The organism is Cupriavidus sp. KK10, assembly GCF_018223725.1.
Taxonomy (GTDB): domain Bacteria; phylum Pseudomonadota; class Gammaproteobacteria; order Burkholderiales; family Burkholderiaceae; genus Cupriavidus; species Cupriavidus necator.
In genome coordinates this window covers 4,559,526-4,574,230 of record NZ_CP073677.1, presented here as the reverse complement: position 1 = coordinate 4,574,230, position 14,705 = coordinate 4,559,526, and the positions used below count along the sequence as shown (strand labels likewise).

General features: G+C 66.7%; 13 protein-coding genes, 1 tRNA gene and 1 rRNA gene. 7 read left to right on the top strand and 8 right to left on the bottom strand.

The window, feature by feature from the left end; genetic code table 11:
* Positions 1-3: 3 nt before the first annotated feature.
* Positions 4-80, bottom strand: a tRNA-Ile gene (locus tag KB879_RS21305).
* A 62-nt stretch (positions 81-142) separates the two neighbouring features.
* Positions 143-1,674 (bottom strand): 16S ribosomal RNA (locus tag KB879_RS21300).
* Positions 1,675-2,165: 491 nt separating this feature from the next.
* Between KB879_RS21300 and KB879_RS21295 the strand changes: the two genes are divergently transcribed.
* Together KB879_RS21295 and KB879_RS21290 are read left to right on the top strand one after the other, a co-directional pair.
* Positions 2,166-3,761, top strand: a complete 1,596-nt coding sequence (locus KB879_RS21295; protein ID WP_211979731.1) for an exonuclease domain-containing protein — start codon at positions 2,166-2,168, stop codon at positions 3,759-3,761.
* Positions 3,762-3,874: 113 nt separating this feature from the next.
* Positions 3,875-4,315, top strand: a complete 441-nt coding sequence (locus tag KB879_RS21290) for a hypothetical protein (RefSeq protein WP_211979730.1) — start codon at positions 3,875-3,877, stop codon at positions 4,313-4,315.
* Positions 4,316-4,344: 29 nt separating this feature from the next.
* Here KB879_RS21290 and KB879_RS21285 read toward each other — a convergent pair whose 3' ends face one another.
* The 3 genes from KB879_RS21285 to KB879_RS21275 form a co-directional block, all read right to left on the bottom strand.
* On the bottom strand, positions 4,345-5,352 hold the full coding sequence (locus KB879_RS21285; RefSeq protein ID WP_013952401.1) for a tripartite tricarboxylate transporter substrate binding protein: 1,008 nt from the start codon (positions 5,350-5,352) through the stop codon (positions 4,345-4,347).
* Positions 5,353-5,491: 139 nt separating this feature from the next.
* Positions 5,492-6,466 carry a pyridoxamine 5'-phosphate oxidase family protein gene (locus KB879_RS21280; RefSeq protein ID WP_211979729.1) on the bottom strand — a complete coding sequence of 325 codons (975 nt, stop codon included), beginning with the start codon at positions 6,464-6,466 and terminating at the stop codon, positions 5,492-5,494.
* A gap of 54 nt (positions 6,467-6,520) precedes the next feature.
* Positions 6,521-7,162, bottom strand: a complete 642-nt coding sequence (locus tag KB879_RS21275; protein ID WP_013952399.1) for a glutathione S-transferase family protein — start codon at positions 7,160-7,162, stop codon at positions 6,521-6,523.
* A gap of 98 nt (positions 7,163-7,260) precedes the next feature.
* Between KB879_RS21275 and KB879_RS21270 the strand changes: the two genes are divergently transcribed.
* The 4 genes from KB879_RS21270 to KB879_RS21255 all read left to right on the top strand — a co-directional run bounded on the left by KB879_RS21270 (position 7,261) and on the right by KB879_RS21255 (position 10,641).
* Positions 7,261-8,163: a LysR family transcriptional regulator gene (locus tag KB879_RS21270; protein ID WP_013952398.1), complete on the top strand. Its 903-nt coding sequence runs from the start codon at positions 7,261-7,263 to the stop codon at positions 8,161-8,163.
* 23 nt (positions 8,164-8,186) lie between these two features.
* Positions 8,187-8,921: a VIT1/CCC1 transporter family protein gene (locus KB879_RS21265; RefSeq protein WP_211979728.1), complete on the top strand. Its 735-nt coding sequence runs from the start codon at positions 8,187-8,189 to the stop codon at positions 8,919-8,921.
* Between the two features lie 160 nt (positions 8,922-9,081).
* Positions 9,082-9,768 (top strand): TetR/AcrR family transcriptional regulator, encoded by a 687-nt coding sequence (locus KB879_RS21260; RefSeq protein ID WP_013952396.1) that lies wholly within the window; start codon positions 9,082-9,084, stop codon positions 9,766-9,768.
* 198 nt (positions 9,769-9,966) lie between these two features.
* Positions 9,967-10,641: a histidine phosphatase family protein gene (locus tag KB879_RS21255; protein ID WP_013952395.1), complete on the top strand. Its 675-nt coding sequence runs from the start codon at positions 9,967-9,969 to the stop codon at positions 10,639-10,641.
* A 172-nt stretch (positions 10,642-10,813) separates the two neighbouring features.
* On the opposite strand, the gene KB879_RS21250 is transcribed toward KB879_RS21255, so the two are convergent.
* The 3 genes from KB879_RS21250 to KB879_RS21240 all read right to left on the bottom strand — a co-directional run bounded on the left by KB879_RS21250 (position 10,814) and on the right by KB879_RS21240 (position 13,582).
* Positions 10,814-11,989 (bottom strand): acetyl-CoA C-acetyltransferase, encoded by a 1,176-nt coding sequence (locus KB879_RS21250; protein ID WP_211979727.1) that lies wholly within the window; start codon positions 11,987-11,989, stop codon positions 10,814-10,816.
* Positions 11,990-12,135: 146 nt separating this feature from the next.
* Positions 12,136-12,606, bottom strand: a complete 471-nt coding sequence (locus tag KB879_RS21245) for a PaaI family thioesterase (RefSeq protein WP_013952393.1) — start codon at positions 12,604-12,606, stop codon at positions 12,136-12,138.
* A gap of 4 nt (positions 12,607-12,610) precedes the next feature.
* Positions 12,611-13,582, bottom strand: coding sequence for a nitronate monooxygenase family protein (locus KB879_RS21240; RefSeq protein ID WP_013952392.1), 972 nt, complete (start codon positions 13,580-13,582; stop codon positions 12,611-12,613).
* Positions 13,583-13,810: 228 nt separating this feature from the next.
* Here KB879_RS21240 and KB879_RS21235 point away from each other — a divergent pair, with 228 nt between their 5' ends.
* Positions 13,811-14,686 (top strand): crotonase/enoyl-CoA hydratase family protein, encoded by an 876-nt coding sequence (locus tag KB879_RS21235; protein WP_013952391.1) that lies wholly within the window; start codon positions 13,811-13,813, stop codon positions 14,684-14,686.
* Positions 14,687-14,705 lie beyond the last annotated feature (19 nt).

Here is a 14,705-nt window from a genome sequence, read left to right as displayed (position 1 = left end):
ACTTGGTGGGTCTGGTAGGACTTGAACCTACGACCCCCGCCTTATCAAGACGGTGCTCTAACCACCTGAGCTACAGACCCTTGGCTGTAACAGCAAACAAACCGATAAGTGTGAACGCTAGGCTTGAGACACAAGCCTCTAGAAAGGAGGTGATCCAGCCGCACCTTCCGATACGGCTACCTTGTTACGACTTCACCCCAGTCATGAACCCTGCCGTGGTAATCGCCCTCCTTGCGGTTAGGCTAACTACTTCTGGCAAAACCCACTCCCATGGTGTGACGGGCGGTGTGTACAAGACCCGGGAACGTATTCACCGCGGCATGCTGATCCGCGATTACTAGCGATTCCAGCTTCACGTAGTCGAGTTGCAGACTACGATCCGGACTACGATGCGTTTTCTGGGATTAGCTCCCCCTCGCGGGTTGGCAACCCTCTGTACGCACCATTGTATGACGTGTGAAGCCCTACCCATAAGGGCCATGAGGACTTGACGTCATCCCCACCTTCCTCCGGTTTGTCACCGGCAGTCTCTCTAGAGTGCCCTTTCGTAGCAACTAGAGACAAGGGTTGCGCTCGTTGCGGGACTTAACCCAACATCTCACGACACGAGCTGACGACAGCCATGCAGCACCTGTGTCCACTTTCCCTTTCGGGCACCTAATGCATCTCTGCTTCGTTAGTGGCATGTCAAGGGTAGGTAAGGTTTTTCGCGTTGCATCGAATTAATCCACATCATCCACCGCTTGTGCGGGTCCCCGTCAATTCCTTTGAGTTTTAATCTTGCGACCGTACTCCCCAGGCGGTCAACTTCACGCGTTAGCTACGTTACTGAAGAAATGAATCCCCAACAACTAGTTGACATCGTTTAGGGCGTGGACTACCAGGGTATCTAATCCTGTTTGCTCCCCACGCTTTCGTGCATGAGCGTCAGTGACGTCCCAGGGGGCTGCCTTCGCCATCGGTATTCCTCCACATCTCTACGCATTTCACTGCTACACGTGGAATTCTACCCCCCTCTGACATACTCTAGCCTTGCAGTCACAAGCGCCATTCCCAAGTTGAGCTCGGGGATTTCACGCCTGTCTTACAAAACCGCCTGCGCACGCTTTACGCCCAGTAATTCCGATTAACGCTCGCACCCTACGTATTACCGCGGCTGCTGGCACGTAGTTAGCCGGTGCTTATTCTTCCGGTACCGTCATCGACCCCGGGTATTAACCAGAGCCATTTCTTTCCGGACAAAAGTGCTTTACAACCCGAAGGCCTTCTTCACACACGCGGCATTGCTGGATCAGGGTTGCCCCCATTGTCCAAAATTCCCCACTGCTGCCTCCCGTAGGAGTCTGGGCCGTGTCTCAGTCCCAGTGTGGCTGATCGTCCTCTCAGACCAGCTACTGATCGTCGCCTTGGTAGGCTTTTACCCCACCAACTAGCTAATCAGACATCGGCCGCTCCTGTAGCGCGAGGCCTTGCGGTCCCCCGCTTTCACCCTCAGGTCGTATGCGGTATTAGCTAATCTTTCGACTAGTTATCCCCCACTACAGGGCACGTTCCGATGTATTACTCACCCGTTCGCCACTCGCCACCAGGCCGAAGCCCGTGCTGCCGTTCGACTTGCATGTGTAAGGCATGCCGCCAGCGTTCAATCTGAGCCAGGATCAAACTCTTCAGTTCAATCTCTGTGTGGAAGCCTCGCGGCTCCCTCGCTCTTTCGAGCGGTCGCTCACTCTCAGAAAACTGACTGACCAGATCCGAAGACCCAGTCACGTTTTGCTGTGCGAGCACTGTATAACTTGTGAAGCAACACTGTCCGAAGACAGCGGCGTCCGCTACCCAGCGCCCACACTTATCGGTTGTTTGGTTGTTAAAGAACTTCGCTGCCGGCTTTGCCGTTCAGCGCTGCTGCATTGTCTGCAGCAGAGAAACGAGATTATGCAGAGCTTTCTTCGTTTCGTCAACCGTTTCAGCAACTTTTTTCGCTGCGGCCGGCGCGCTAACTTCGCTGCGCCAACCTACCCGGTCGACCCCGCAAACCCTTGCTGCGTCTGCTTTGCAGCGCTGCGTTGTGTTGCGAGGGGGCGAATATTAAGTGACCGCAGCGGGGTTGGCAAGGGGTTTTTGAAAACTTCTTCGTGCCGCCGTCAGCGCGCCCTTAAAATCGGCAGATGCCTGACATGCCTACCTACCTGCCGTCGCGCCTGCCAGCGGACGGTGCGCGCCTGCTCGACGCCCAGTCTCTCGCCGCAGCGCTGTCGCGCCCTATTGTCTTTGTCGATCTGGAGACTACCGGCGCGGACGCCCAGCGCGACCGCATCACCGAGATCGGCGTGGTCGAAGTCGGCCCGGACGGCATCATTGAATGGGACACCCTGCTCGACCCCGGCATGTCGATCCCGCCGTTCATCCAGCGCATGACCGGCATTACCGAAGAGATGGTGCACGGTCAGCCGACCTTCGAGTCACTGGCGGAATCGCTTGCCGAGCGCCTGCAAGGCCGCTTGTTCGTGGCGCACAACGCGCGCTTCGACTATGGCTTCCTGAAGAACGCCTTCCGGCGTGCCGGCATGACCTTCCGGGCCGACGTGTTGTGCACGGTAAGGCTGTCGCGCTCGCTGTTCCCTTCCGTGGAACGCCACGGCCTGGACGCGCTGATCGCACGCTTCGGCCTGACGCCCAAGGGCCGCCACCGCGCGCTGGCCGATGCCGAGCTGCTGTGGCAGTTCTGGCAGAAGATCCATGCCACGTATTCCGTCGAACTGGTGGAATCGGCCGTGCGCACGCTCGTGCGGCGGGCCAGCCTGCCGGCCGGCCTGGACGAAACCGCGCTGGAAGACGTGCCGGCGGCGCCCGGCGTCTATATCTTCTATGGCGACCAGGACGTGCCACTCTATGTCGGCAAGAGCGTGCACCTGCGGCAACGGATCGGCGCCCATTTCTCCGGCGACTACCGGTACGGTAAGGACATGCGGCTGGCCCGGCTGGTACGCCGCGTGGAATGGCGCGAGACTGGCGGCGAGACCGGCGCTCTGCTGCTGGAGGCCCGGCTGGTCAAGGCGATGCAGCCAGTGCACAACCAGCTGTTGCGCCGCAATGCCCGGCTCTTTGCCTGGGAACTGCCGCAGCAGTTGCCGGTGCCACGGCTGCGCTCGGATCGCGATACGGATTTCTGCCGGCATCGCGACCTGTTCGGCGTGTTCGGCAACCGCGGCGCGGCCGAGGCTCGCTTGCGCGCACTGGCGCAGGAGCACGGCCTGTGCCTGGCCACGCTGTCGCTGGAGAAAACCACCCGCCGTGGCAGCCCCTGCTTTGCGCGCCAGGTCCATCGCTGCGCCGGGGCCTGCGTCGGCGCCGAGCCGTCGAGCGCGCACCGCGCCCGGCTAGCCGCCGCCCTGGCGCCGATCGCGCTGATGCCCTGGCCCTTCGATGGCCCGGCCGCCTGGCGCGAGCAGCACGACGGACGCGCCTGGTGGCATGTCGCCGACGACTGGTGCTACCTGGGCTGCGCTGCCACGCTGGAAGAAGCGCAGGCGCTGGCGGCGGCACCAGCGCATTTCGACCTCGATACGTACCAGATCCTCGCGCCGCGGCTGGCGCAATGGATGCCACAGGCGATGCCGCTGTCCGTGCACAGACCGTTCACGCTGACCGCCCCCGAGGCCCCCGCCGAGGCACCACGCCCGGCACGCATCCCGGCCGGGCAGACTGCCCGCAAGGCGCCGCCGGCTGCCGCGCAGCAACCCCTGGGCTTGTTCGCCGACTGAAGCCGGCCACGCTCTGTGCGTCATCGCGCAGAGTGCGCTTGCAGCGAGACGCGCGGCTCCGTTAGCCTGCACAGGCCGGCCCTTGCAGCCGGCCGCGCCGACGCGGAGCCTACATGCCAGCCAACCCAGTCCCTCCTGCCGAAACGGCCCACGGCGCCGCCAGCCTGCGTGCAAGCCTGGCCGTCTTGTGGGCGGCAGCCATCACCGGTGCCTGCGCCGGCCTGGAGGCCAGCGCCATGCAGGACGTCTTCGATTCCTGGAAAAACGTCCCCATCGATGAGGCGAAACGCCAGTGGGGTCCACCGCAAGCGGTGCAGGCGCTGCCCTCCGGCACGGCTTATGTCTGGAACGATTCGGTTGCGCCCGCGCGCGCGCCGGGCAGCGGCCCGCGCGATGCCGGCATGGAGCGCACGCCGGTGCCGGGCCAATGCCAGCGCAAGCTGGTGACCGGCCAGGACGGCATCGTGATCGGCGGCGAGTGGCGCGGCGATGCCTGCTGCATCACCACGCTCATCGGCCACTGCGCCAGCCTGAAATATCGGGGGCACAGCTGAGCCACGGCGCCCGCGGGTGCCAGCCCGGCTCAGTCGATACTGGCGCCCGACGCCTTCACCGCCTGCCCCCAGCGCTTCTGCTCGACAGTGATCGTGGCGGCAAAGGCCTCCGGCGACTGCCATGCGGGCTCGGCACCCTGCTGCTCGAGCTTCGCCTTGGTGTCGGGGTCGGCCAGCACCGTGCGCAAGGCACCGGACAGGCGCGCGACCACGTCCTTGGGCGTGCCCGCCGGCGCCAACATGCCGTAGAAGCCCACCACTTCGAAGCCCTTCAGCCCGGCCTCCTGCATCGTCGGCACATCCGGCAGCGCGGGCGAGCGCTGCGGCGACGTCACCGCCAGCGCACGCACCTTGCCCGCCTTGATGTACTGCGTGAACAGCGGGATCGAGTCGGCCATCATCTGCGCCTGGCCGCCCATCACGTCGGTCAGCGCCGGCGAGCTGCCCTTGTACGGGATATGGACGATGAACGTGCCCGAAGCCTGCTTGAACATTTCCGGCATCAGGTGCGAGATGCCGCCATTGCCGCCTGACGCAAAATTCAGCTTGCCCGGGTTGGCCTTGGCATAGCTGATGAACGTCTTCAGGTCGCGCGCCGGCACGTTGTTGTTGACCACCATCACCAGCGGGATCAGCGCGGTACGTGCCACCGGCGCGAAGTCCTTCGGCATGCTGTAGGGCAGCTTGGGATAGAGCGAATTGTTGATGGCCATCTGCCCGGTGTTGGCCAGCAGCAGCGTGTAACCGTCCGGCGCGGACTTGGCGACGTTGTCCGAGCCGATATTGCCGGCCGCGCCGGCCTTATAGTCGATCACGATCGTCTGGCCAAGGATCGGCTGCAGCTTTTCGGCCAGCAGGCGCGCGTGCGTGTCGACCGGACCGCCGGGCGGAAATGCCACCACCAGCCGGATCGGCTTTTCCGGCCAGGCTGCTTGCGCGGTCCCCGCCGCCAGCGCCAGCGGCGCGGCGGCCAGGGCCAGCAGTGCGTGTTTCAGGATGTCCCGGCGGGCTTGCAGCTTATTCTTCGTCTTGTCCACGGTTGATTTCTCCTTGATACAGGGCTGCCCGCCAGCGCCCTGGTCGGCGTGCTACGGACAGTCGCCAACCGCCATTGTGACTCTTTTGTGACTTTTTGATGTCATTTTCATGACAACACGAAAGACTCGAGCCGCCGGCTCAGCGCGCCGGCCACGCGCCCGTGTCCGCCAGCACGGGCGAATACTCCCGAAATCCGAAGCGCAGCGGCAGCACCGCCGGCCGCCGTATCACGCGCTCGACATGCAACCGCACCAGCCGTTCGGCGCCGGTGAACGAGGCCAGATCCTCGCCCTCCCAGATCACCTCGGCGCGCCCGCCCACATGCAGCAGCGAGCCATCGGCAAAATCCGGCACCAGAATCCCGGCACGCGGATTGGCCAGCAGGTTGCCGACCGTATTGAAGAAGTTGTTGCCGTTGAAGTCCGGGAACGTCAGCGTGCCGGCCTCGTCCACGCGGATAAAGCCAGGCTTGCCGCCGCGGTGCGAGACATCGGTGCCGCCCGTGTGCTCGCCCTCGTCCTGCGGCGACGCGGCGTGGCTGGTGGCGATGAACAGGGTATCGGCGCCGCGCAGCCAGGCCACCGCCTGCTCGTCCAGCGCTTCACCGTGCCAGGCGGGCGGCGCGGGCGCCGGCTCGGCAAGGCTCACGTCGCGCAACTGGATATAGCGCGGGCAGTTGCCAAAGCTCTGCTCGACCTCGACCGTCATCCCGCCCTCGTCGCGCGCCGCGATGATCCCGTTCATGCGGTTGCGCCGGCGCGTAGGCAGCTCGATCCCGAGCAGGCCGATACGCGCGCCCTGCGCCAGTGCCGGGGCCGCCGGATCGCCGGGCAGCGGCACGGCGTCGATGCGCAGGTGCGTGGCGTCAGGCGTATGCGCAAACCCCGGCGTCCCGGCCAGCATCGTGGCCCAGGGCTGTCCGTCGGCATCGACGGCGCCAACCAGCAGGAACGGCAGCTGCGCAAAGAACGTGCGGTGCTGCTCCGGCATCTCGCCACGGATCACCCGCGGGCCGGACGCGGCCATGCGTTCGCGCTTGCCGGCGCGCTCCTGAGCGGCCAGTTCGCCGGCGTGGAATGGCAGGCCGGCGTGCGGCCATGTGGGCAGATCCATGACGGGCTCCTTATCCTTGTCCGATAGATTGTCGATACGCGGGACCGGCAGGCGCTACGCGGCCAGGCCGACTTTCGACACCAGCATCGGCACGAAGCCGGGCAAGGCTTCGATGCGGCGCAGCCAGGCGTTCAGCGCGGGGTACGGCGCCAGCGGCACGTTGCCTTCCTCGGCGCGGGCGATATAGCTGTAGGCCGCCACGTCGGCGATGGTGGCATGGTCGGCCGCCAGGAACGGCTGCCCGGCCAGCAGGGTTTCCATCAGCGTGAACAGCCGCTGCGCGCGGGCGATGGCATCGTCCATCGCCACCGGCCTGCCGAACAGCACGCCCAGACGCGCCGCCGCCGGCCCGAAGGCAATGTCGCCGGCGGCCACCGACAGCCAGCGCTGCACGCGCGCCGCGCCTACCGGGTCGCGCGGCAGCCAGCGGCCGTCGTCATAGCGCGTGGCCAGGTAGACCAGGATGGCGTTGGAATCGCCGACGACCACGCCGTCGTCGTCCAGCACCGGCACCTGGCCGAACGGGTTCAGGCGCAGGAAGGCCTCGCTGCGCTGCTCGCCGCCGCGCAGGTCAACGTCCACCAGACGGTAAGGCAAGCCCAGCAGCCCCAGGAACAGTTCTGCGCGATGGGCGTGGCCGGACACCGGCGAGCGGTACAGCACCAGCGGCTTGGCGGGGCGGTTGGACTCTTGCATGGCACTCTCCTCAACGGTTGGGATAGCCGGATTCTGGACGCCGAACCCGTTGCAATAAATAGGGCAATTGATATTTGACTACTCCAAAAAATGGAGTAATGTGTGGCGCCATGGACAAGCTACGCGCGATGCAGACCTTTGTGCGGATCGTCGACGAAGGCAGCCTGACGGCAGCCGCCACGACGCTGCATACCTCGTTGCCGGCGGTGGTGCGCACGCTGGCGGCACTGGAATCCGAATTGCAGGTCCGGCTGCTCAACCGCACCACGCGGCGGCTGTCGCTGACCGGCGAGGGGCGCAGCTACCTGGACAGCTGCCGGCGCATCCTGGCCACCATCGACGAGGTCGAGGCCGGCCTGACCGCCAGCCATGTCGAACCCAGCGGCCAGCTCACGCTGACCGCCTCGGTGCTGTTCGGGCAGATGTATGTGGCGCCGGCGGTCACACGTTTCGTGCAGCGCTATCCGCGCGTGCGCTGCCGCATGGAATTCACCGACCGCGTGGTGAACCTGCTTGAAGAAGACCTGGACGTGGGCGTGCGCATCGGCCCGCTGGCCGATTCCACGCTGGTGGCACAGACCGTCGGCCGCATCCGCCGCGTGGTGGTGGCCACGCCCGCCTACCTGCGCAAGCACGGCGTGCCGCGCCATCCCGAGGAACTGGCCAGCGCCAACTGCGTGCGCTTCACCGGCAACCACGCGCACTGGTGGACCTTCCAGGCAGACGGCCGGGAGTTCCACGTGCAGGTGTCCGGCAACCTGGAATTCAACCAGACCGCGCCCGCCGTGGCTGCCTGTGCCGAAGGCGCGGGCTTCGGCCACTTCCTGTCTTACCAGGTCGCGCAACTGGTCGAGGCGCGTAAACTGCGCATCGTGCTGGAGGATTTCGAGCAACCGGCATGGCCGCTGTCGCTGATCTATCCCCATGCACGGCTGTTGCCGGCACGCACGCGCGCCTTTATCGAATGGATGCGGGATGACCTGAGCCCGCGCTTCAACTGACAACGTTCCATCGCAAAAAGACCATGCCCCTGTCGAGCGCCCCCACTCCAACCGGCTTCGGCACCCGCGTGCGGCGCCTGCTCCATCGACCGAGCGGCAACGCCTTGCGCGCAGCCGTGCTGGGCGTCAACGACGGGCTGGTGTCAAGCTTCTGCCTGGTGATGGGCCTGGAGGGCGCGGCGGCCTCGCGCGAGGCCGTCATCCTGGCCGGGCTGGCGGGCCTGACCGCGGGCGCTTGCTCGATGGCGCTGGGCGAATGGCTGTCGGTGACCAACAGCCGCGAGATGAACAACAAGCGCCTGCGCGACATGGCGCACGAGCTCGCGCATGATGCCGCCCGGGCCCGGCAGCGGCTGGTCGCGGTGATCGAGGGCAAGGGCGTGCTCCCGGCCGACGCCGGGCGCGCCGCCGACGAGATCATGCGCAACCCGCGCGCGGCCCTGGACACCTTTGCGCGCGAAGTGCTGGGCATCAACCCGCAGGAGCGCGGCGGCAACCCGGTGCAGGCGGCGGTAATTTCCTTCGTGCTGTACAGCAGCGGTGCGCTGGTGCCGTTGCTGCCGTTCTTCGTGACCGCAGGGCCATCGGCGCAGCTCGGCAGCATCGTCGCGTGCCTGGCCGGCCTTGGCCTGGTGGGCTGGGGCACCTCGTCGTTCAATGGCCGCCCGGGATGGTTCTCGGCGCTGCGGCAGGTGCTGATCGGGGGCATGGCGGCAGCCTTCACCTACGGACTGGGCACCGTGTTCAGCTCGCTCTGACCCACGCTGAGGCAAGCGGCGCAGCGTGCGCGCCGCACCGCCACCTCCGGCGCAGCCCACCCACCCGCCACGCCGGGCCACCACCCGACAAAACCCTTGACGCGTCGCGGCGCGCACCGGTATTTTCAAATTCGAATCAGAATTCGAATACGGAGTGCCTATGTCAGCGACCCAATCCGGCTTCACCGCCAACGCCTCCTTTCCCCGTATCGATACCCCCTCGATCCTGCAGCCGCCGCGCCAGCGCCGTGCGCGCGAGACCGAACAGGCCTTGCTGGGCGCGGGCCGCGAACTGCTTGCCTCGCGTGACTTTGCTGCCGTTTCCGTGGCGCAGATCGCCGCGGCGTGCCAGGTATCGGTGGGCGCCTTCTATGGGCGCTTCCGCGACAAGATGGCCTATTTCGAGGCCTTGCGCGCGCTGGTCATGGAAGAAACCGCCGCGTCGACCGAGCGCTACCTGGCGCAGGAGCGCTGGGAGGACGTGCCGACACCGGTGCTGCTGGAAAAGGCCGCGCGCTTCATGGTGCTCGGCACCCTGGCCAACCGCGGCGTGATCCGGGCATCGCTGCGGCATGCGTCCACGCGGCCCGAGGAATGGGTGCCCCACCGCCAGAGCGGTGAAGCCATCGTGGAGCGCATGGTGCAGTTGCTAGTGCCACGGCTGGCGATGCCTGCCGAGACCGCCGAGCTGCGCGTGCGCTTTGCCATGCAGGCGGTGTTCAGCGTGCTGGTCAATGCCGTGCTCAATGATTCCGGCCCACTGCACCTCGACGACGAACAGATGATCCCGGAACTCAACCGCCTGATGGCCGGCTATCTCGGCATCACCTGCGCAGAGCCGGCCTGAGCACACCACCGGCCCACGCCACCCGCGGTAATGCAGCCAGGCCATGGCTGCCATGAATTGCGCAGCGCTTGCTTGGCTGGCGCGCCGGACCTCCCTAGAATGTGCCCACGCCGGGCCCCGTGCCCGGCGCCCCGGGCCTGCCGCAAAACGGCGCGCCGGGCGCAGCCCTATCCGCATCAACGTTCACCGGGACCGCTCATGGCCACGCTTTTCCTCGTCCGGCACGGACAAGCCTCGTTTGGCGCCGCCAACTACGATTGCCTGTCGCCGACCGGCCGCCAGCAGGCGCGCTGGCTGGGCGAGTATTTCCAGGAGCGCGGCGTCAGCTTCAGCCGCGTGGTAGCCGGCACGCTAGTGCGGCAGCAGGACACCGCCAGCGAGATCCTGGCCGGCATGGGTCAGCCGCAGGCAGCGATCGTCTCGCACCCGGGCCTGAACGAATACGACGGCGAGGCGCTGTACCGTTGCCACACCGGCGGCGCCGACCACCGCGCGCACCAGAACGGCGACTACAACGATTACTGGCGCACCTTCCGCGCGGCCTACGCCGCATGGACCCAGGACGGGCTGGCCGACATGCCCGAGAGCTGGGCCGATTTCGGCGCCCGCATTGCCGGCGCCCTGGCGCACGCGAGCGAAGGCACGACGCGCGAGGATGCCATCCTGGTGGTGAGCTCCGGTGGCGCCATCGGCCGCGCCACGGCCGACCTGCTTGGCGCACCGGCCCAGGCCGCCATCGAGATGAACCTGCAATTCCGCAACACGGCGTTCTGCGAGATCATCGTCGGCCGCGGCGTGCAGCGGCTGCTGAGCTTCAACAACGTGCCGCACCTGGAACGCGCCGACCGGCGCAGCGCAGTGACGTTCGCCTGACGCGCGACACACCGCAAACAAGAAAGGCCGCAATATCGCGGCCCTTTTTGTTCCAGCTGCTGGCGCGGGCACTCTGACATGCCCGCGCCGCCGGTCCTTCTCCCTTTACTACCTCTTGCTGCAGCAATCCTCGCGCGGCATCCCTGCGCGGCACGCCCCGGCTGCTACAGCTTTACAGACGCTCGACGATGGTCACGTTGGCGAGCCCGCCGCCTTCGCACATCGTCTGCAGGCCGTGGCGCTTGCCGTGCGTATGCAGCGCATGCACCAGCGTGGTCATCAGCTTGGCGCCCGAGCCGCCCAGCGGATGGCCCAGCGCGATCGCGCCGCCATGCACGTTCAGGCGCTCCGGATCGGCTCCGGTGGCCTTCAGCCAGGCCAGCGGCACCGGGGCGAAGGCTTCGTTGACTTCGAACAGGTCGATATCGCCGATGCGCAGGCCCGCCTTCTTCAGCGCGACTTCCGTGGCCGGCAGCGGCGCTTCCAGCATCACGACCGGATCATGGCCGATCACCGTCATGGTGTGCACGCGCGCCAGCGGCTTGACGCCGAGCTTCTTCAGTCCGGCCTCGTTGACCACCATCAGGCCGGCGGCGCCGTCGCAGATCTGGCTGGCGGAGGCAGCCGTCACGCGGCCGCCTTCGGCGATCAGCTTGACGCTGCCGATGCTTTCTAGCGTGGCGTCATAGCGGATGCCTTCGTCAGTGGTGTGCATTTCGCCGTTGGCACCGTCAGCCGTGCGCACTTCCACCGGCAGGATTTCGGCAGTGAAGCGGCCCGCCTTGGTGGCGGCGATGGCGCGCTGGTGGCTCTGCAGTGCGTAGGCATCCAGCTGCTCGCGCGACAGGTCATACTTGCGCGCGATCATTTCGGCGCCGGTGAACTGGCTGAACTGCACGCCGGGGTAGCGCGCCTCGACACCGGGGCTCTTGGGCACGCCGAAACCGTTCTTGGCCGGCAGCTGAGACGACAGGCCCATCGGCACGCGCGTCATGCTTTCCACGCCGGCGGCGATGACGATGTCCATCGCGCCCGACATCACTGCCTGCGCGGCAAAGTGCAGTGCCTGCTGCGACGAACCGCACTGGCGGTCCACCGAGGTGCCGGGCACGCTTTCAGGCAGGCGCGAGGCCAGGATGGCATTGCGCGCCACGTTGCCGGCCTGCTCGCCGACCTGGCTCACGCAGCCCATGATGACGTCTTCGACCAGCGCCGGGTCGGCGCCGGTGCGTTCCACCAGTGCGTCCAGCACCTGCGCGGCCAGGTCGGCCGGATGCCAGCCCGACAGCTTGCCGCCCTTGCGGCCGCCGGCAGTACGGACCGCCGCAACGATATATGCCTCTGCCATGTGATCTCCTTGGTTCGGTGCAGGCTGCCGGGGCAGCCATGGTGTTGTCCGGAGTGCCGGCATCTGGCGCCGGCAGTGTCGCTTTGCATTGTTGCGCCGCGGGTGGCGGCAAGCGTCGTCGGAAGCGACGAAGTTTGCCGCAGGCCTCAGGTGCGCGGCGCCAGCACTGCAAAGATGGCGGTCGCGCGCAGCAGGCAGCGCTCGCCGCTGACCAGCCGGCAGGTGCCGTAGCGCAGGCGCGAGCCGAGCTTGTCGAACTCCACGCGGGCCTCGACCCAGTCGCCCTGGCGCGCGGAATCCAGGTAGTCCAGGCTCAGGTTGACGGTCACCGCGCTTTTGGAGCGCCCGGTTTCCAGCGACATCATCATGCCGATGGCGGTATCGGCCAGCGTCGCCAGCATGCCGCCGTGCGGGATGCCCAGGTTGTTCAGGTGACTCTCGTCGATCCGCACCGCCAGCGTGCGGCGCCCGGCATGCAGGTAGAGCTGGCCGAAGCCCGCCATGTAGCCGCTCAGGCGGCGCAGCGGGGCGAAGCCCTCCGGCACGTCCCCGCCGGCAGCTTCGCCCGGCTCGGCGATGGCCTGGGTCATCGCCGCCTCGATCTCGGCCTCGGCCATGGCGTCAGGCAAAGAAGCGCGAGGCCACGCTGAGGTGCTCGCGGCAATCGGCCACCATGCGCGTGATCAGCTCTTCGCAGCTGGGTACGTCGTCGATCAGGCCCACGCACTGGCCGGCGCTGATGATGCCGCCGTCGGTCTCGCCCGCCTTGAGCGCCGCCTTGCCGCGCACGCCGGCAACCAGGTGCTTGACGTCCTCGAACTGCGCGCCACCCGGGCGGCGTTCAATGCTCACCACCTCGTCCGACACGGCGTTCTTGAGCACGCGCGCGGTGTTGTGCAGCGTGCGGAAGATCAGGTTGGTATCGCGCTCGCTGGCCTGCACCAGCGCCTTCTTGACGTTGTCGTGGATCGGCGCCTCGCGCGTGGCGCAGAAGCGCGTGCCCATGTTGACGCCCTCGGCGCCCAGCACCAGTGCCGCTGCCATGCCCCGTCCGTCGGCGATGCCGCCGGAGGCGATCACCGGGATCGACAGCTTGCGCACCGCCTGCGGGATCAGCACCATGCCGGGCACGTCGTCCTCGCCGGGGTGGCCGGCGCACTCGAAGCCGTCGATCGACACCGCGTCCACGCCCAGGCGCTCGGCCGACAGCGCATGGCGCACCGCCACGCACTTGTGGATCACCTTGATGCCGGCGGCCTTGGCGCGCGCGATATGTTCCTTGGGATTGTTGCCGGCGGTTTCCAGCACCTTGACGCCGCTCTCGATGATGACGTCGAGGTAGCGCGCGTACGGCGGCGGATTGATCGACGGCAGCAGGGTCAGGTTCACGCCGAACGGCTTGTCGGTCATCTCGCGGCAGCGGCGGATCTCGTTGGCCAGGTCCTCGGGCGTGGGTTGCGTCAGCGCCGTGAGGATGCCCAGCCCGCCGGCGTTGGAAACGGCGGAGGCCATCTCGGCGTAGCCAACCCATTGCATGCCACCCTGGATGATCGGGTAGCGGATGCCAAGCAGTTCGGTGATTCGTGTCTTCATGGATGTCCCTTTGCTGTCTGCGCCGGCAGGGCGCGCACGGTGTTACGGTATGGTCGTGGGTGTGCCGGTCCTGCCGCTTGATCCCCGTCAGTCTACGACCGAGCACCGATTTCCGGCCTCGTCGGAAGCGACGATTGCGGGCGGCGCATTCTGCACTAGTGTTGGGCGATCTCCCGTGCCGTCTTCCCCACCCCGGCACCCCTCCCCCTTTTCCCGGCAGGAGCCCTCATGACGCAAGCCACGCCTTCGTTCGAAACCCTGCGCTACGCCGTTGAAGACGGTGTCGCCACCATCACCCTGCACCGCCCGGACCAGCTCAATGCGTTCACCGCGCAGATGATGCATGAGCTGATCGCCGCGTTCGACGCCACCGATGCCGACGACAACGTGCGCGCCGTCATCGTCACCGGCTCGGGCCGCGCCTTCTGCGCCGGCGCCGACCTGTCCGGCGGCAGCGCCACCTTCGACTTCGAGAAGCGCTATGGCGCCAGCCCCGATACCGCGCACCGCGACGGCGGCGGGCGCGTGTCGCTGCGCATCTTCCGCAGCCTCAAGCCGGTGATCGCCGCGGTCAACGGCGCCGCGGTAGGCGTGGGCGTGACCATGCAGCTGCCGATGGATATCCGGCTGGCATCGACCGACGCCAAGTTCGGCTTTGTCTTTGCGCGCCGGGGTATCACGCCGGAAGCGGCGTCGTCGTGGTTCCTGTCGCGCGTGGTCGGCATCTCGACCGCGCTGGAATGGTGCTATACCGGCCGCGTGTTCTCCGCCCAGGAAGCGCATGAACGTGGCCTGGTGCGCTCACTGCACGCGCCCGAGGACCTGCTGCCTGCCGCCCAGGCCATTGCCCGCGAGATCGCCGCCAATGCCGCGCCAGTCTCGGTGGCGATCTCGCGCCAGCTGATCTGGCGCATGGCCGGCGCCAGCCACCCGATGGAAGCGCACAAGCTCGACAGCCGCGCGATCCAATCGCGCGGGCGCTCCGCCGACGTGAAGGAAGGCGTCAGCGCCTTCCTGGAGAAGCGTCCCGCCGCCTTCCCGGAAACCGTGTCGCACGACATGCCGGACTTCTTCGACTGGACCAGCGAGCCGCCCTTCATCTGAAGCGCGCCCGTCGATCAAC